The sequence below is a fragment of the Stenotrophomonas sp. SMYL8 genome, assembly GCF_036320065.1.
Taxonomy (GTDB): domain Bacteria; phylum Pseudomonadota; class Gammaproteobacteria; order Xanthomonadales; family Xanthomonadaceae; genus Stenotrophomonas; species Stenotrophomonas maltophilia_A.
Map to the genome: position 1 here is coordinate 28,827 of NZ_JAWIRR010000004.1, position 15,495 is coordinate 44,321.

Consider the following 15,495-nt stretch of genomic DNA (forward strand, 5'->3'; position numbering starts at 1 on the left):
TTTCCTCCCCCGCCCCATCCGATCATCTTTTTCCACCCCCCCCCCCCCCCCCCCCCCGACTCTACAGAAAGCGGGCATGCGGGCCGGCGCGATAGAATGACCGCCACTGAATCCTGCGGAGCATCGCCCATGCCTTCCTTCGACGTCGTGTCCGAAGTCGACACCCACGAGCTGACCAACGCCATCGACCAGGCCAACCGTGAACTGGCCACCCGCTTCGACTTCAAGGGCGTGGACGCCAAGTTCGAACGCGATGGCGATGTCATCAGTCAGACGGCGCCGACCGAGTTCCAGCTCAAGCAGATGAACGACATCCTGCGCGCACGCCTGGCCGCGCGCGGCATCGACGTGCTCAGCCTGGAGTTCGGCGACATCGAAACCAACCTGGCCCAGGCCCGGCAGAAGATCACCGTCAAGCAGGGCATCGAGCAGAAGATCGCCAAGAAGATCGCGGCGGCACTGAAGGACGCCAAGCTGAAGGTGGAAAGCCAGATCAACGGCGACAAGCTGCGCGTGCAGGGCAAGAAGCGCGACGATCTGCAGGACGCCATCGCCGTGCTCAAGGCCGGCAAGTTCGAACTGCCGCTGCAGTTCAACAACTTCCGCGACTGATGCCCCCGCCGGGCCCTGCCCGGTGGACTACGCGGTCAATCGCGCAGCAGCTTGTACAGCGTGGTGCGCGAGATTCCCAACTGGCGTGCGGCCAGGCTGAGGTTGCCGTCAGCGGCCTGGGCCGCGCGACGCGCGGCCTCACGCTGCTGGTCACGCAGCAGCGGCGCGCCTGGATCTGCCGGGGTGCTCCGCACAGTAGACCGGTGCGCCGCGCCCCGCGGCCCCTGCAGACGCTGCAGGTAGACCGCACTGCCCTCGCCCAGCCGGACCCGATGCGCTGCGCCCGGTTGCAGCAGCCGACGCCGTTGCGCCGCACTGGCACCGGCAAACAGCGCTTCCAGACCCAGCAGCGGCAACGGCCCGCGCCGTGGCAGGCCCAGCAGGCGCCGTGCAACGCGGTTGGCTGCACGCAGCTGGCCATCCTCCTGCACCGCCAGCAGCCCCTGCAGCGGTGACGCCAGCCAGCGCGGATCATGTTGCACGGCCAGCAGGTGCACGTCAGTGAGGCTGTGGAACAAGCGATTTTCGCTGGCCAGCGCAGCCTGCCGGAAATAGCCCTGCAGCAGCGCGGGATCGCGCTCGCCAAGACCGGTGATGTCGATCACTCCGCAGACCCGACCGTCGAGATCGTGCAGTGGCTCGCTCAGGCAGAACACCGGCGCGAACCGCTGCAGGTAGTGTTCGTTGCCGCGCACCAGTGCCGGCACATCGTCGGCCAGGCTGACCGCTGGCGCGGTGGTGCCGATCTCGGTCTCGCCCAGCTGTCGCCCGACCTGGATCGGCCGCAGCAAGGGAGCATCTTCCAGCCCGTGGGCCTGCTGCGCGATCACCATGCCGTCGCGGTTGGCGCAGAACATCGTCCAGCCACGCCCACCGAAGGCCGCCCAGAGCTGTTCCAGCTCCGGCTGCACGCAACGCGCCAGGCGCCGGTCATCGGGATGGGACAGATGGCGGCCATCGCCCAGCAGCGGCCGATAGTCCGGCTCCTGCCCCGGCTGCAGGCCCGCCGCGCGCGAACGCAGCCATGACTGCTGCAGCGGCAGCGGCAACACGCCCAATGAGCGCGCATCGCCGTCGGCGAAAGCGGCACGTGCCGCCACCAGTTGTTGCTGCCCGACTGTCGTGGCCATCATGGACGCAGCGTACACCCGCCAGCGGCAACGCCATGTTACGTCTCGGCAACGGAGCGTTTCCGTTTCAAGACGCGTTCAAACAAAGGGGCAGAGCCGTTATGGAAAACGGATCTGCCCCATGCAGGCCAGCGGCCGGCACTACCAACAAGGGAAACTACGCCGCGATGCGCAGCACCGGCTTCAGGGTAATGCCACGGGTACTGTCTTCGGCGGCCTGGTTGATCTGTTCCAGCGGATAGAACTTCACCAGTTTGTCGAACGGGAAGCGTCCCTGCTGGAACAGGGTCACCAGCTGCGGAATGAACACCTGCGGCACACTGTCGCCCTCGACGATGCCGCGGATGCTGCGACCGCCGAGCAGCAGGTTGTTCACATCGAAACTGGCGGTGGTGCCCAGCTTCGGCGCACCGACCACGCCCATCATGCCCAGCCCACCGAGCGCTTCGATGCCAGCGGACAGCACGTCCGGACGACCGGTTGATTCCAGCGCGAAGTCAGCACCCCCACCCGTGATCGCACGCACCGCCTCGACCACATCGGTCTCCCGGCTGTTGACCACGTGGGTGGCCCCCAGCTCCAGAGCAAGCTCCAGGCGCGAAGGCACCACGTCGATGGCAATGATGGTGGTGGCCCCGGCCACCCTGGCCGCCATCACCGCGCTCAGGCCCACCGCACCGGCACCATAGCTTGCAAAGCTGCTGCCCGACCGCACCTGCAGCGAGTTGAGCACCGCACCGGCACCGGTCTGGATGCCGCACCCCAGCGGGCCCAGCAGTTCCAGTGGTGCGTCATCAGGCACCTTGATCGCATTGATCTCGCGGGCCAGCGCGTAGGTGGCAAACGAGGACTGGGCGAAGAAATGGTCGTGCAGCGGCTGGCCCTGCGCATCGGTGATCGCGGTATGGCCGTGGCCATCATCGCCACCGAAGTTCAGGGCGAAGAAATCCCTGCAGTAAGCACCGTGTCCACCCCGGCAGGGATTGCAGTGACCACAGGCGCCGTAGGTCAGCACCACGTGATCCCCCGCCTTGAGGTCGCGCACGTTCGGGCCAACCGCTTCGACGATGCCCGCCCCCTCATGGCCCAGCACCGCCGGCAGCGGCACCGGATAGTACTGATCGCGCACGATCAGGTCGGTATGGCACAGGCCGGTGGCCACCACCTTCACCAGCACCTCGTCGTCCTGCGGACCGCGCAGCGTCGCCTGCTCGATGACGAAGGGCTGCTCCTTGCCGCGCACCACGGCGGCGGTGATCTCACGCGTTGCGTTGTTGTCGTTCATCGTGATGGCTCCTTCGATCAGATCGGGTAAGCGGGCGCTTCGCCCTTGACGGTCAACCACTGCCACTGGGTGAACTCCTCGCCGTTGGCCGGGCCACCGATGCTGGTGCCGTTGCCGGACGCGCCGACGCCGCCGAAGGGGTTGATCACCTCGTCATTCACTGTCTGGTCGTTGATGTGCAGCAGACCGGTACGCAGGCGCTCGCCGATCTTCAGCGCGCGGCCGACGTTGCTGGACACGATCGCCATCGACAGCCCGTACTCGCTGTCGTTGGCCAGGCGCACGGCTTCGTCGTCATCGTCGAACGGCACCACCACCGCTACCGGCGCGAAGATTTCCTCGCTGAAGGCCGGATTGTCGGCCGCAACGTTGCCGAGCACGGTGGGTGCGAAGAACAGCTCCCGGTGTGTGCCGCCCGCTTCCAGCGTGGCACCGGCCTGCACCGCCTGCTCGACCACGCGTGCAGCATGGTCGCGCTGGCCAGCATTGATCAGCGGGCCGATCGCCACGTCCTCACGTGCCGGGTCGCCTACCTTCAGCGCGTTGGCCTTGGCCACCAGTTTCTGCAGGAACGTGTCGTGGATCTTGCGGTGCACCAGCACGCGGCCGGTCGCCATGCAGATCTGGCCCTGGTGCAGGTAGACGCCCCACGCGGTGTTGGCCACCGCCAGGTCCAGGTCCGCATCGTCCAGGATGATCAACGAATTCTTGCCACCCAACTCCAGCGAAACCTTTTTCAGGTGCTTGCCCGCCGCTTCGCCGACCTTGCGCCCGGCGGCGGTGGAACCGGTGAACTGGATCATCGCCACGTGCGGGTCACTGGTCAGCGCGGCCCCGGCCGCGCCATCGCCGGGCAGCATGTGCAGCACGCCTGCCGGCAGGCCCGCCTGCTCGAACAGGCGTGCGATCACCGCGCCACCACACACTGCCGTACGCGGGTCCGGCTTGAGAACCACAGCGTTGCCCAGCGCGATCGCCGGGGCCACCGCACGCATCGCCAGGTAGAGCGGGAAGTTGAACGGTGAAATGACCCCGACCACACCCAGCGGGCGGCGCCGCGCCAGATTCAGCTTGCCCGGCTCGGAGGGCAGGATCTCACCCGTGCTGCGCGACGGCAGTGCGGCGGCCTCGTGCAGCGCCTTGATCGTCACCTTGGCCTCGAAGCCGGCCTTCAGGCGGGTCGAGCCGCTTTCGCGCACCAGCCACTCGACCAGGGTGTCGATGTTTTCTTCGGCCAGACGCGCGGCTTTGCGCAGCACGTCGGCACGCTGTTCGTAGGGCGCCGCCGCCCAAGCCTGCTGCGCCTGTGCCGCGGCAGCCGCCGAACGCGCGATCTGCGCCGGGTCGGCCAGGCCGATCTCGCCCAGCTCCCGGCCAGTGGCCGGTTCAATCACCGGGTGCCGTTGCGGGGCAGCCTGCCAGTGGCCATCAAAGAAGGCGCCGGCCCAGAGGGCGTCCGGCAGCCACGGGGAAGATGCAGTCATGGGTGTCCTCCTGTGTCGTGCATCCATTCCACGCCCGTCGCCCCGGACTGGCAATCGGCCATCCATCGGTAGCGCGCAACGGTTTGAATCTTCAGGAATTTCCAGCTTCGCCACTGTCCAGTTCCTGCACAGTGGACAGCGCAGCACCGGCACACTGCCTACAATGGCGGCCCCGCCAGCCCACGTGCCCGCCATGACCGATTCCCCCCTGCCCACCGATGACCCGATCGCCGCCACCCGCCTGTGGCTGGAGCGCATCGTCATCGGCCTGAACCTGTGCCCGTTCGCCAAGGCGGTGTACGTGAAGGACCAGGTCCGCATCGTGCTCAGCGATGCGACCACGCCGGAAGCCCTGGTTGAACAGCTGGCCGAGGAACTGGTGCTGCTGCGCGATACCCCGGCCGAGCAGATCGACACGACGCTGATCGTGCATCCGCAGGTGCTGACCGATTTCCTCGACTACAACGATTTCCTCGACAACGCCGATGCGGCGATCGAGGCACTGGACCTGCAGGGCATCCTGCAGGTGGCCAGCTTCCACCCGGACTACCAGTTCGATGGCGTGGCCGCGGACGACGCCAGCAACTACACCAACCGCGCACCCTTCCCCACCCTGCACCTGCTGCGCGAAGACAGCGTGGCACGCGCGGTGGATGTCTATCCGGACCCGGACGTGATCGTCGAGCGCAACATCCAGACCCTGGACCGCATCGGTGTGGACGGCTGGCATCGCCGCCTGCGCGGCGAAGACCTGACGTGAGCACGGTGCCGCCGATCGCCGCATGGCCGGCCGCGCCACTATCGGGCAAGGTTGTGCTGGTCACCGGCGGTGCCAACGGCATCGGCCGTGGTATTGCCCAGGCCGTACTTGGTGCCGGTGGACGCGTGCTGATCGGCGACCTGGACGTGGAGGCCGGAGAAGCGTGTCTGGCGGAATGGCAGCGCGGCGAGGATGCCGCGTTCCAGCGCCTGGACATCACCGACGAAGCGAGCGTGCGCGACTTCATCGCCGTGGCCCTGCAGCGTTTCGGCCGTATCGACGGACTGGTGAACAACGCGGGCATCGCCGGTCCACACGGCACAGGGTTGCAGGATATGGACTGGGACGAGTGGCAGCGCCGGCTGTCGTCACTGCACGGTGCATTCCTGTGCAGCAAGCACACGTTGCCAGCACTGACCGCCAGCGCCGCCGGTGCGATCATCAACATCGCCTCCACCCGGGCCTGGCAATCCGAAGCACACAGCGAAGCCTATGCGGCAGCCAAGGGTGGGCTGGTGGCCTTCACCCATGCACTTGCGATCAGCGCCGGCCCGGCGGTGCGGGTGAACAGCATCAGCCCCGGCTGGATCGGCACCACTGCGTGGCAGGCACCCTCACAGCGCCACGCACCTGAATACTCAGCCATCGACCATGCGCAACACCCGGTCGGTCGGGTCGGTCGGCCCGAAGACATCGGTGCACTGGCGGTGTACCTGCTGTCGTCGCTGTCCGGTTTCACCACCGGCCAGGACTTCATCGTGGACGGCGGCATGACCCGGAAGATGATCTACGCCGAATGACCCCAAGGCGCGACGCCCGGTAGAGGCCAACCTTGGTTGGCCTGGGCTTTTCGCCAACCAAGGTTGGCGCCTACCAAGGCGTTACGCCATGTCCGAACATTCCGGTAGATCCACGCCATGCGTGGATAGCGGTAACGTGCCAACCAAGGTTGGCACCTACCAAACACCTTACGCCATGCCCGAGTGGCGCAGCAGCGCGTCGATCTGCGGTGCGCGGCCGCGGAAGGCCTTGAAGTTCTCCGCCGCCGGGCGGCTGCCACCGCGCGACAGGATCTCTTCGCGGAAGCGCGCGCCGGTTTCAGCCAGCGCCTGCGGCGCCTCCTCGAACGCCGCATAGGCATCGGCGCTCAGCACCTCGGCCCACTTGTAGCTGTAGTAACCGGCTGCGTAGCCGCCGGCGAAGATATGGCTGAACTGATGCGGGAAGCGGTTCCAGACCGGCGGGTGGTTCACCGCCACTTCCGCGCGCACACGATCGAGCAGTGCCAGAACGCTGTCCTGCGCCGGCTCGAACTGGCTGTGCAGCAGCATGTCGAACAGACCGAACTCCAGCTGGCGAACGGTGGCCATGCCGCTGTGGAAGTTGCGTGCAGCCAGCATGCGCTCGTACAGCGCGCGCGGCAGCGGCTCGCCACTGTCCACATGTGCGGTCATCGCCTGCAGGTGCTCCCATTCCCAGCAGAAGTTCTCCATGAACTGGCTGGGCAGCTCCACCGCGTCCCATTCCACGCCGTTGATGCCGGCCACACCCAGTTCGCCGATGCGGGTCAGCAGCTGATGCAGGCCGTGGCCCATTTCATGGAACAGGGTGGTCACTTCATTGTGGCTGAAGGTAGCCGGCTTGCCATTGGCACCTCGGCCGAAGTTGCACACCAGGTAGACCAGCGGCGTCTGCACGCTGCCGTCGGCACGCTCGCGGCGGTTACGGCAATCATCCATCCACGCGCCACCGCGCTTGCCTTCGCGCGCGTACAGGTCCAGGTAGAACTGGCCCACCAGCGCACCCTGCGCATCGACCAGGCGGAAGAAGCGCACATCCTCGTGCCACACCGGCGCGCTGTCCTCCTGCACGCGCAGGCCGTACAGCTGCTCGATCACCGAGAACAGGCCGCCCAGCACCTTCGGTTCGGTGAAGTACTGCTTCACTTCCTGTTCGGAATAGCTGTAACGCGCCTGCTTCAGGCGATCGGCAGCGAATGCCAGGTCCCAGGCCTGCAGGCTGTCGATACCGAGTTGCTCGCGTGCGAACTGTTCCAGTTCAGCACGGTCCTTGGCCGCGAACGGCTTGGCGCGCGAGGCCAGGTCACGCAGGAAACCGAGCACCTCGGCCGGGTCCTGCGCCATCTTGGTCGCCACCGAATAATCACCATACGAACCAAAGCCGAGCAGTGCGGCGAGTTCCGCGCGCAGGGCGAGGATGCGGTCGATGTTGCCGCTGTTGTCCAGCGTGTCATCGCCGAATTCGGACGCACGCTGTGCGCTGGCACGGTACAGGATCTCGCGCAGGTCGCGGTCCTCACCCCAGGTCTGCACCGGCAGGTAGCACGGCATCTGCAGGGTCAGTTTCCAGCCAGACTTGCCGTCCTTCTGTGCTGCGGCATGCGCGGCGGCCTTCACGTCTTCCGGCAGGCCCTTCAATCGCGCTTCGTCCTCGACGATCAGCGACCAGGCATCGGTAGCGTCAAGAACGTTCTGCGAGAACTTCGCCGACAGCGCCGACAGTTCTTCCTTGATCGCCGCGAAGCGCTGCTGCGCCTCCGGCGCCAGCTCGGCGCCGCCGAGGCGGAAGTCACGCAGCGTGTTGTCCAGCACCTTGCGCTGGGCCTCGTCGAAGCGCGCCGCCTCGGTGCTGGCGGCCAGTGTCTGGTACTGCCGGTACAACGCCAGGTTCTGGCTGAGCGCACTGGCGAAGCGGGTCACCCGCGGCAGGTTGCTGTTGTAGGCCTCACGCAGTTCCGGGGTGTTGACCACGCCCTGCAGGTGGCCGACCAGGCCCCAGGCGCGCCACAGCCGCTCGGTGGCATCGTCCAGCGGGGCAACGAAGGTCTCCCAGCGCACCGGCTGCACCTGCTCGGCCGTGCTGACGGCGGCTTCGGCCTCGGCCAGCAGCACGTCCAGCGCCGGCGCCACGTGCTCGGGGCGAATCGCCTCGAAGCGCGGCAGGCCGGAAAAATCGAGCAGGGGGTTGGCAACGGTCACGGCAGGTCTCCAGGGAACGGGCCCGGCGGGCGGGCAGCTTGGTAGATATGGCGCTGGCAGGCGGGGCTGACAAGGGGGCACGGCCCGGCATTCACGTCGGCCTTACGGTCCCGCGCTGAAGCTCTGGCTGCGGGGGAGTCCGCAGCGGTACGCACCGAACGAGGCCCTACATGGAAGGTCTGGCTGCAGTTGCATCCGCCTCACCGGCCCGGTCACTGGCATTGTCCGCCAGCCCGGCCGAACTGACCTGGATCGCCGCATTGTGCGATGCCGGCGACGACGCCCCGCGTCACCTGCATCAACTGCAGGCAGTGCTGCAGCAGGGCGGCACGTTCAACGATGCCCAGGAGTGGTACCCGTTCGAGGTGATCGAACGCGGCGCCAGCCAGCTGCGGCTGGGCCATGAGCGCGAGTTCGTGATCTGCGTGCTGCTGTGGCTGCAGGCGCTGGCCCAGGGCCGTGCCAGCATCCTGGACCCGAGCCTGCATCTGGATGATCGCGCGATGGACATCGAGGCCTTGCCCGATGCGCTGCGCGATGCAGTGCTGGACGCGTTCACCGCGGCGGGGTATTGATCGGGGTACGACACACCGCTGCGCTCGCCGGGCATGGCCCGGCGCTACCCGCCCGCCGCGATCGGTAGCGCCGGGCCATGCCCGGCGGAAATGCCGGCCGGCTACAACGCTTCCAGGCTGCACCACGGCAGTTCCGGCAGCCCCTGCCCGGCCACTGCCGCCGCCAGCTGCGCATCGGCGCCGTCGACATCGATGCCCTGGCGCGCGTACCACGCCGGGTCGTAATAGCTCTGCGCGTAGCGCTCGCCACTGTCGCACAGGATGCTGACAATGCTGCCCTGGTGGCCCGCCTCACGCATCCAATGCGCCGCCTGCAGCACACCGATGAAGTTGGTGCCGGTGGAGCCACCGACACGGCGGCCGAGCTGGCGGCTGACATGGCGCATCGCGGCCAGGCTCAGCGCGTCGGGCACCTTCACCATCGCATCGACGCTGGTCGGGATGAAGCTCGGCTCCACCCGTGGTCGGCCGATGCCTTCCACGCGCGAACCACCACTGCAGGTCAGGCCACGCCAGTCCTGCTCACCGGCCACGGCGGCCTGGTAACCGTCGAAGAACACCGACACTTCCGGGTCTGCACAGAGGATGCGGGTGTCGTGCCGGCGGTAGCTGACATAGCGGCCCAGCGTGGCCGCAGTACCGCCGGTACCGGGGCTGCACACGATCCATTCCGGAACCGGGCTGGGCTCCTCGGCCATCTGCTTGAAGATGGATTCGGCGATGTTGTTGTTGGCGCGCCAGTCGGTCGCCCGCTCGGCATAGGTGAACTGGTCCATGAAGTGGCCACCGGTTTCGCGGGCCAGCTTCTCCGATTCACCGTTGAGTTCACAGGCACGCTCGACCAGGTGACAGCGGCCCCCGTGGAACTCGATGGCCGCAATTTTCTCTGGGGAGGTCGTGGCCGGAATCACCGCAATGAACGGCACCCCCAGCAGGCGCGCGAAATAGGCCTCGGACACTGCCGTCGACCCGCTGGAAGCCTCGATCACCGGCCGCCCTTCGCGCAGCCAGCCGTTGGTCAACGCATACAGGAACAGCGAGCGCGCCAACCGGTGTTTCAGGCTGCCGGTGGGATGGCTCGATTCATCCTTCAGGTACACATCGATGCCCGCGAACCCGGGCAGCGCCAGCGGGATCAGGTGGGTATCGGCGGAACGGTTGAAATCGGCTTCGATCTTGCGGATGGCGGCAGCCACCCATTCACGCTGCGACATGGCGGGCAATGCTCAGAACGGAACGGTGCGATCCGCCCATTGTACGTCGCGGTGCCGTCAGGTGACGGCCGGTAGAATGGCCCCATCCGGCCAGCAACGGCCCTGTCTGAAGGACCTCCCCCATGACCATTCCCGCCCTGCGCGATGTCCCCGGCGTCGCCGCCCAGGCCCCGGCCGAGACCACCGGCTTCGTGTTCAACCACACCATGCTGCGGGTGAAGGACATCACCGCCTCGCTGGACTTCTACACCCGCGTGCTCGGCTACCAGCTGATCGACAAGCGCGACTTCGCCGAAGCCCAGTTCAGCCTGTACTTCCTGGCCTACGTACCGGCCGGCGCGGTGGTGCCGGAAGACGACAGCCAGCGCCGCGTGTGGATGGCCGGCCTGCCGGGTGTGCTGGAACTGACCCATAACCACGGCACCGAAACCCAGGACGGCGCGGTCTACCACGACGGCAACAGCGACCCGCGCGGCTTCGGTCACATCTGCGTGTCGGTGCCGGACATCGAGGCCGCCTGCCAGCGCTTCGAAGACCTCGGCGTGGCCTTCCAGAAGCGCCTGACCGACGGCCGCATGAAGAACCTTGCCTTCATCAAGGACCCGGACGGCTACTGGGTCGAGATCATCGCCAACTGACAAAAAGGGGACGGAGGGGATTAAGCCGTTTCTGGCACTATTAGGCCGCAAGCGACTTAATCCCCTCCGTCCCCTTTTTTGCGAGGTTGGTATGGAAACGATGGAACTGCACCGCGGACGACTGATCGACCACATCCAGCTGGTCGTACGCGACCTGGCCGCCAGCCGCCGCTTCTACCAGGCGGTGTTCGAGACGATCGGCATCCCGATCGCCGGCGAAGGCGATGATTACTTCTGGGCCGACGAGCTGTTCATTTCCAACGCCAGCAGCGAGGCCGCCGCCGGCCAGTTGACCGGCCGCCACCATCTGGCCTTCCAGGCGCGCGACCGCGCCACCGTCGACGCCTTCCATACCGCCGCGATCGCCGCCGGCGGCACCGACAACGGCGCGCCGGGCGAACGCCCTTACCATCCGGGCTACTACGGCGCGTTCGTGATTGATCCGGATGGCAACAACATCGAAGTGGTCTACCACGGCCCAGCGAACTACAGCGCCGACTCGGTGAAGGTCACTTTCTGATATCACCGAAACCGTGAACGAAGAAGCCGGGCAATGCCCGGCTTCTCTGCATCCAAGGGTCAAGCCCTCAGTGGGCGGCCATGTAGATGTCCTGCAGCACGGCCTTTTCCAGTTCCAGCTCGCCCAGCAGGTTCTTCACGATGTCACCCAGGCTGAGGATGCCAACCAGTCGGGTGCCTTCGGTGACCATCAGATGACGGCGCCGCGAGTATGTCATCAACGACATGGCCTGCTTCAGGGTCGCTTCCGGCGCAATGCCTTCCAGGCCGGTGGACGGCAGGCTGGAGATCACCCGGCGGCCGGCCTGCGGGCCGTCGTCGGCCAAGGTGCGCACGATGTCCTTTTCGGAAATGATGCCGACCGGGGCATCGTCCTTCATCACCACCAGCGCAGCGATCTTGTTCGCGCTCATCTTGTGGGCGGCGGCACCGATGGTGTCTTCGGCGTCGATGGTGATGACAGCTTCTTTCTTGGATTGCAGGAGTTCGCGGACGTTCATTCTTGTTTCCTGGTGCAGGTCACTGAAGTCAAAAAGTGTGCTCTTCCGATACGCCCCCTCCCCGGGAACAGACCTTTCAGCGCACGTCTGGCGCACCCGGCTGCCGCTTGGAACGGATTGGCAGACGATGTGCTGCAACGCGAACGAGGTGGGCTCAACCGCTCAACCCGGACCTCGGACAAATCGATTCTACGACTGCGACCATCGGTCACTACCGGCATCGATAGGACAGTTCGTCGTGGGAACCAACTGACGATCCAGAGAATGGCACCGCGGCTGAAACCGCCGCTGAATACAGCCGATGCCGTGCATTAAAGATTGATTGCCTGCTGCCGATGGCGGACAGAACACCCGGCGGCTGTCCCACTTCGCACTCCCGTCGGCACAAACGAAAGGAGCCACGTGGGCCCCTTTCGCATGCAGCATCCAATGGATCCGACGGGCTTACTCCACCGTCACGCTCTTGGCCAGGTTACGCGGCTTGTCCACGTCAGTGCCGCGCGCCAGCGCGGTGTGGTAAGCCAGCAGCTGCACCGGGATGGTGTGCACGATGGGGCTGAGCACGCCGGCATGGCGCGGCGTACGGATCACATGCACGCCTTCGGACTCGTTGAAATTGCTGTCCTGGTCGGCGAACACGAACAGCTCGCCGCCGCGCGCGCGCACTTCCTGCATGTTCGACTTCACCTTCTCCAACAAGCTGTCGTTGGGCGCGATCACCACCACCGGCATGTCCTCGTCCACCAGCGCCAGCGGGCCGTGCTTCAGCTCGCCCGCCGGGTAGGCCTCGGCGTGGATGTAGGAGATTTCCTTGAGCTTGAGCGCGCCTTCCAGCGCGATCGGGTAATGCAGGCCACGGCCGAGGAACAGCGCGCTGCTCTTGCGCGCGAAACGCTCGGCCCAGGCGGCGATCTGCGGCTCCATGTTCAGCGCGTGCTGCACGCTGCCCGGCAGGAAGCGCAGCTGCTCCAGATAGTCCGCTTCCTGCGCCGCGTCGATACGGCCATGCAGCTTGCCCAGCACCACGGTCAGCTGGAACAGTGCGGCCAGCTGGGTGGTGAAGGCCTTGGTCGAGGCCACGCCGATCTCGGCGCCGGCGCGGGTGTAGCAGACCAGCTCACTGGCGCGCGGAATCGCGCTCTCCGGCACGTTGCAGATCGACAGCGTGTGCGTGTGGCCCAGCGACTTGGCGTACTTCAGCGCTTCCATCGTATCCAGCGTTTCGCCGGACTGGGAGATGGTGACGATCAGGTGCTTCGGGTTCGCATAGGCGGCACGGTAGCGGTACTCGCTGGCGATCTCCACGCTGCACGGCAGGCCGGCGATGGCTTCGATCCAGTAACGCGCGGTCAGGCCGGCGTAATAGCTGGTGCCGCAGGCGATGATCTGCACGCCTTCGATGCCTGACAGCACGGCCTCGGCATTCTTGCCGAACAGCTCGGCCGGGAAACCACCGGCGTCGATCGCCGCCTCGATGGTGTCGCCCAGCGCGCGCGGCTGCTCGTGGATTTCCTTCTGCATGAAGTGGCGGTACGGGCCCAGTTCCAGCGATGCCAGCGACACATCGGACAGGTGCACCTCGCGCTCGATCGGCTGGTCATGCTCGTCGAAGATGCGCACGCCGTCGCGGCGGATCTCGGCGGTGTCGCCCTCTTCCAGGAAGATCACCTTGCGGGTGGCCGAAATCACCGCCGAAACGTCGGAGGCGACGAAGTTCTCGCCCTCGCCCAGGCCCACCAGCAACGGGCAGCCCATGCGCGCGCAGACAAAGCGCTCCGGCTCGGCGCGGCTGACCACAGCCAGCGCGTAGGCACCGGTCAGCTCCTTCACCGTGCGCTGCAGCGCCACCAGCAGGTCGTCGCCGTCCTTCAGGTGGTGATGGATCAGGTGCGCGATGACTTCGGTGTCGGTCTGCGACTCGAAGGTGTAACCCAGGGCACGCAGCTTCTCGCGCTGCTCCTCGTGATTTTCGATGATGCCGTTGTGCACCAGCGCCACGCCGTGGCTGATGTGCGGATGCGCGTTGGCCTCGGTGACGCCCCCGTGGGTGGCCCAGCGGGTGTGGCCGATGCCCAGCACCGCATTGAAACCCTCGGCCTCGGCCGCCGTGGCCATTTCCGACACTCGACCGGTACGGCGCACGCGGCGTACCTCGGGGCGCTCGGCATGGTCGATCACCGCGATGCCCGAGGAGTCGTAACCACGGTACTCAAGCCGCTTCAGGCCCTCGATCAGCACCGGCACTACGTCGCGATCGGCGATTGCACCCACGATTCCACACATGTCACGCGTTTCCTTGAAGACGATCGCGGCATTCTAGCCTGCGGGCCCGCGCTCCCCCTCCTGTCCGCTTAATGAAAGTGTCCGGAAAGGTGTCCGCGGACACCCGGACACTTCAGGGTGCCTCCCAACCCATTGACCCACAAGGAAATAAAGTTGGCACGCTACGTGCTTGGTACCCACTACCACCGTCAGGCACGCACCCGATGATCCGCGACACCTCCGCACAGGACCAGATCGTTTCCTCCGCCCCGGCCGGCACTACCCGCGCCAACTGGCAGCGTTACCGCTGGCCGGCACTGGGCGCCATCGCGCTGCTGGCCGGCATCGGCTGGGCAGTGCATGCTTGGTCCAACGCCAGCCGCTCCTACGACAGCAGCCGCGTGCGCATCGCCGAAGTGAAGCGCGGCGACCTGGTCCGCGACATCGCCGCCGACGGTCGGGTGATTGCCGCCAACAGCCCGATCCTGTACGCCATCTCGGCCGGTACCGTGGACCTGAAAGTCGTTGCCGGTGACGTGGTCAAGAAGGACCAGGAGCTGGCGGTCATCGACAGCCCGGAACTGCGCAGCAAGCTGGCCCAGGAGCAGGCCACCCTGGCCGGCCTGGAAGCCGAGGCCAGCCGCGCCGCGCTGGACGCCACCCTGGCCCGCGCCAAGTCGCGCAAGGAAACCGACCAGGCCACCATCGAGCGCCAGGCCGCCGACCGCGACCTGCAGCGCTACCAGCGCGGTTACGACGGCGGTGCAGTACCGCAGATCGATCTGGCCAAGGCCAAGGACTCGCTGAAGAAAGCCGACATCACGCTGGCCAACGCCACCACCGATGCACGCCTGCAGAGCCAGGGCGCTGACCTGGACGCCCGCAACAAGCGCCTGCTGGCCGACCGCCAGAAGGCAGTGGTGGCCGAGGTGCAGCGCCAGGTGGACGCGCTGACCCTGCGCGCGCCGTTCGACGGCCAGGTCGGCCAGGTGCAGGCCGTCCAGTCCACCAACCTGGCCGCCAATGCGCCAGTGCTGGGCGTGGTCGACCTGTCCAAGTTCGAGGTCGAGATCAAGGTACCGGAGAGCTTCGCCCGCGACCTGGCGATCGGCATGCCGGCGCAGCTGACCGGCGGCAACGGCAAGCCGTTCCCGGGCGAGATCAGCGCGGTGTCGCCGGAAGTGGTCAACGGCGAGGTCAATGCCCGCGTGCGCTTTGCCAGCGCGCAGCCGGAAGGCCTGCGCCAGAGCCAGAGGATGTCGGTACGCGTGCTGCTCGATACCCGCAAGGACGTACTCAAGGTCGAGCGCGGCCCGTTCGTCGAACAGGGCAACGGCATCGCCTACGTAATGGACGGCCGCACCGCGGTGCGGCGTCCGGTGGAACTGGGCGTCAGCAGCCTGGGCGAAGTGGAAATCAAGTCGGGTGTGCAGCCGGGCGACCGCATCGTGGTCTCTGGCAGCGACCTGTTCAAGGACGCCGAACGCGTCTCCGTCAACTGATACCTGATACCTGAA

The 15,495-nt window shown here is 66.5% G+C and carries 14 protein-coding genes; 7 read left to right on the forward strand and 7 right to left on the reverse strand.

Going from position 1 to position 15,495, the window contains the following annotated elements:
- Nucleotides 1–129 precede the first annotated feature (129 nt).
- Nucleotides 130–612, forward strand: a complete 483-nt coding sequence (locus tag V3B25_RS05165; protein ID WP_329810258.1) for a YajQ family cyclic di-GMP-binding protein — start codon at nt 130–132, stop codon at nt 610–612.
- Nucleotides 613–647: 35 nt separating this feature from the next.
- Here the strand turns inward: V3B25_RS05165 and V3B25_RS05170 are convergent, their stop codons facing one another.
- The 3 genes from V3B25_RS05170 to V3B25_RS05180 form a co-directional block, all read right to left on the reverse strand.
- Nucleotides 648–1,745: a helix-turn-helix domain-containing protein gene (locus V3B25_RS05170; RefSeq protein ID WP_049399220.1), complete on the reverse strand. Its 1,098-nt coding sequence runs from the start codon at nt 1,743–1,745 to the stop codon at nt 648–650.
- A 154-nt stretch (nt 1,746–1,899) separates the two neighbouring features.
- Nucleotides 1,900–3,027: an NAD(P)-dependent alcohol dehydrogenase gene (locus V3B25_RS05175; protein ID WP_049421406.1), complete on the reverse strand. Its 1,128-nt coding sequence runs from the start codon at nt 3,025–3,027 to the stop codon at nt 1,900–1,902.
- A gap of 17 nt (nt 3,028–3,044) precedes the next feature.
- The gene (locus tag V3B25_RS05180) at nt 3,045–4,511 is read right to left on the reverse strand and encodes a benzaldehyde dehydrogenase (RefSeq protein WP_032129026.1); all 1,467 of its coding nucleotides are present in this window, start codon (nt 4,509–4,511) and stop codon (nt 3,045–3,047) included.
- Between the two features lie 193 nt (nt 4,512–4,704).
- On the opposite strand from V3B25_RS05180, the gene V3B25_RS05185 reads away from it, so the two are divergent.
- The gene (locus V3B25_RS05185; protein WP_049406028.1) at nt 4,705–5,271 is read left to right on the forward strand and encodes a DUF1415 domain-containing protein; all 567 of its coding nucleotides are present in this window, start codon (nt 4,705–4,707) and stop codon (nt 5,269–5,271) included.
- The gene (locus V3B25_RS05190) at nt 5,268–6,071 is read left to right on the forward strand and encodes an SDR family oxidoreductase (protein WP_329810259.1); all 804 of its coding nucleotides are present in this window, start codon (nt 5,268–5,270) and stop codon (nt 6,069–6,071) included. Before V3B25_RS05185 ends, V3B25_RS05190 begins: the two co-directional genes overlap by 4 nt.
- Before the next feature lie 168 nt (nt 6,072–6,239).
- Here V3B25_RS05190 and V3B25_RS05195 read toward each other — a convergent pair whose 3' ends face one another.
- A complete protein-coding gene (locus tag V3B25_RS05195; RefSeq protein WP_125893407.1) occupies nt 6,240–8,270 on the reverse strand; it encodes a M3 family metallopeptidase in 2,031 nt (676 codons plus the stop codon).
- A 170-nt stretch (nt 8,271–8,440) separates the two neighbouring features.
- Between V3B25_RS05195 and V3B25_RS05200 the strand changes: the two genes are divergently transcribed.
- The gene (locus V3B25_RS05200) at nt 8,441–8,845 is read left to right on the forward strand and encodes a hypothetical protein (RefSeq protein ID WP_049460886.1); all 405 of its coding nucleotides are present in this window, start codon (nt 8,441–8,443) and stop codon (nt 8,843–8,845) included.
- A gap of 101 nt (nt 8,846–8,946) precedes the next feature.
- Here V3B25_RS05200 and V3B25_RS05205 read toward each other — a convergent pair whose 3' ends face one another.
- The gene (locus V3B25_RS05205; protein ID WP_201117372.1) at nt 8,947–10,059 is read right to left on the reverse strand and encodes a PLP-dependent cysteine synthase family protein; all 1,113 of its coding nucleotides are present in this window, start codon (nt 10,057–10,059) and stop codon (nt 8,947–8,949) included.
- A gap of 122 nt (nt 10,060–10,181) precedes the next feature.
- Between V3B25_RS05205 and gloA the strand changes: the two genes are divergently transcribed.
- Nucleotides 10,182–10,697, forward strand: a complete 516-nt coding sequence (gene gloA / locus V3B25_RS05210) for a lactoylglutathione lyase (RefSeq protein ID WP_329810260.1) — start codon at nt 10,182–10,184, stop codon at nt 10,695–10,697.
- 91 nt (nt 10,698–10,788) lie between these two features.
- The gene (locus V3B25_RS05215) at nt 10,789–11,217 is read left to right on the forward strand and encodes a VOC family protein (RefSeq protein WP_100473977.1); all 429 of its coding nucleotides are present in this window, start codon (nt 10,789–10,791) and stop codon (nt 11,215–11,217) included.
- 67 nt (nt 11,218–11,284) lie between these two features.
- Here the strand turns inward: V3B25_RS05215 and V3B25_RS05220 are convergent, their stop codons facing one another.
- Nucleotides 11,285–11,716 (reverse strand): CBS domain-containing protein, encoded by a 432-nt coding sequence (locus V3B25_RS05220; protein ID WP_010481344.1) that lies wholly within the window; start codon nt 11,714–11,716, stop codon nt 11,285–11,287.
- Between the two features lie 444 nt (nt 11,717–12,160).
- Entirely contained in the window at nt 12,161–13,999 is a 1,839-nt protein-coding gene (gene glmS / locus V3B25_RS05225; RefSeq protein ID WP_329810261.1) for a glutamine--fructose-6-phosphate transaminase (isomerizing), read from the reverse strand.
- A 203-nt stretch (nt 14,000–14,202) separates the two neighbouring features.
- On the opposite strand from glmS, the gene V3B25_RS05230 reads away from it, so the two are divergent.
- Nucleotides 14,203–15,480, forward strand: a complete 1,278-nt coding sequence (locus tag V3B25_RS05230) for an efflux RND transporter periplasmic adaptor subunit (RefSeq protein ID WP_049421414.1) — start codon at nt 14,203–14,205, stop codon at nt 15,478–15,480.
- The last annotated feature ends 15 nt before the right edge of the window (nt 15,481–15,495 follow it).

What these genes read in the sequence shown, in the direction of transcription:
- V3B25_RS05165 (WP_329810258.1), top strand. Translation starts at nt 130, where the DNA reads ATGCCTTCCTTCGACGTCGTGTCCGAAGTCGACACCCACGAGCTGACC.
- V3B25_RS05170 (WP_049399220.1), bottom strand. Translation starts at nt 1,745, where the DNA reads ATGATGGCCACGACAGTCGGGCAGCAACAACTGGTGGCGGCACGTGCC.
- V3B25_RS05175 (WP_049421406.1), bottom strand. Translation starts at nt 3,027, where the DNA reads ATGAACGACAACAACGCAACGCGTGAGATCACCGCCGCCGTGGTGCGC.
- V3B25_RS05180 (WP_032129026.1), bottom strand. Translation starts at nt 4,511, where the DNA reads ATGACTGCATCTTCCCCGTGGCTGCCGGACGCCCTCTGGGCCGGCGCC.
- V3B25_RS05185 (WP_049406028.1), top strand. Translation starts at nt 4,705, where the DNA reads ATGACCGATTCCCCCCTGCCCACCGATGACCCGATCGCCGCCACCCGC.
- V3B25_RS05200 (WP_049460886.1), top strand. Translation starts at nt 8,441, where the DNA reads ATGGAAGGTCTGGCTGCAGTTGCATCCGCCTCACCGGCCCGGTCACTG.
- V3B25_RS05205 (WP_201117372.1), bottom strand. Translation starts at nt 10,059, where the DNA reads ATGTCGCAGCGTGAATGGGTGGCTGCCGCCATCCGCAAGATCGAAGCC.
- gloA (WP_329810260.1), top strand. Translation starts at nt 10,182, where the DNA reads ATGACCATTCCCGCCCTGCGCGATGTCCCCGGCGTCGCCGCCCAGGCC.
- V3B25_RS05215 (WP_100473977.1), top strand. Translation starts at nt 10,789, where the DNA reads ATGGAAACGATGGAACTGCACCGCGGACGACTGATCGACCACATCCAG.
- V3B25_RS05220 (WP_010481344.1), bottom strand. Translation starts at nt 11,716, where the DNA reads ATGAACGTCCGCGAACTCCTGCAATCCAAGAAAGAAGCTGTCATCACC.
- glmS (WP_329810261.1), bottom strand. Translation starts at nt 13,999, where the DNA reads ATGTGTGGAATCGTGGGTGCAATCGCCGATCGCGACGTAGTGCCGGTG.
- V3B25_RS05230 (WP_049421414.1), top strand. Translation starts at nt 14,203, where the DNA reads ATGATCCGCGACACCTCCGCACAGGACCAGATCGTTTCCTCCGCCCCG.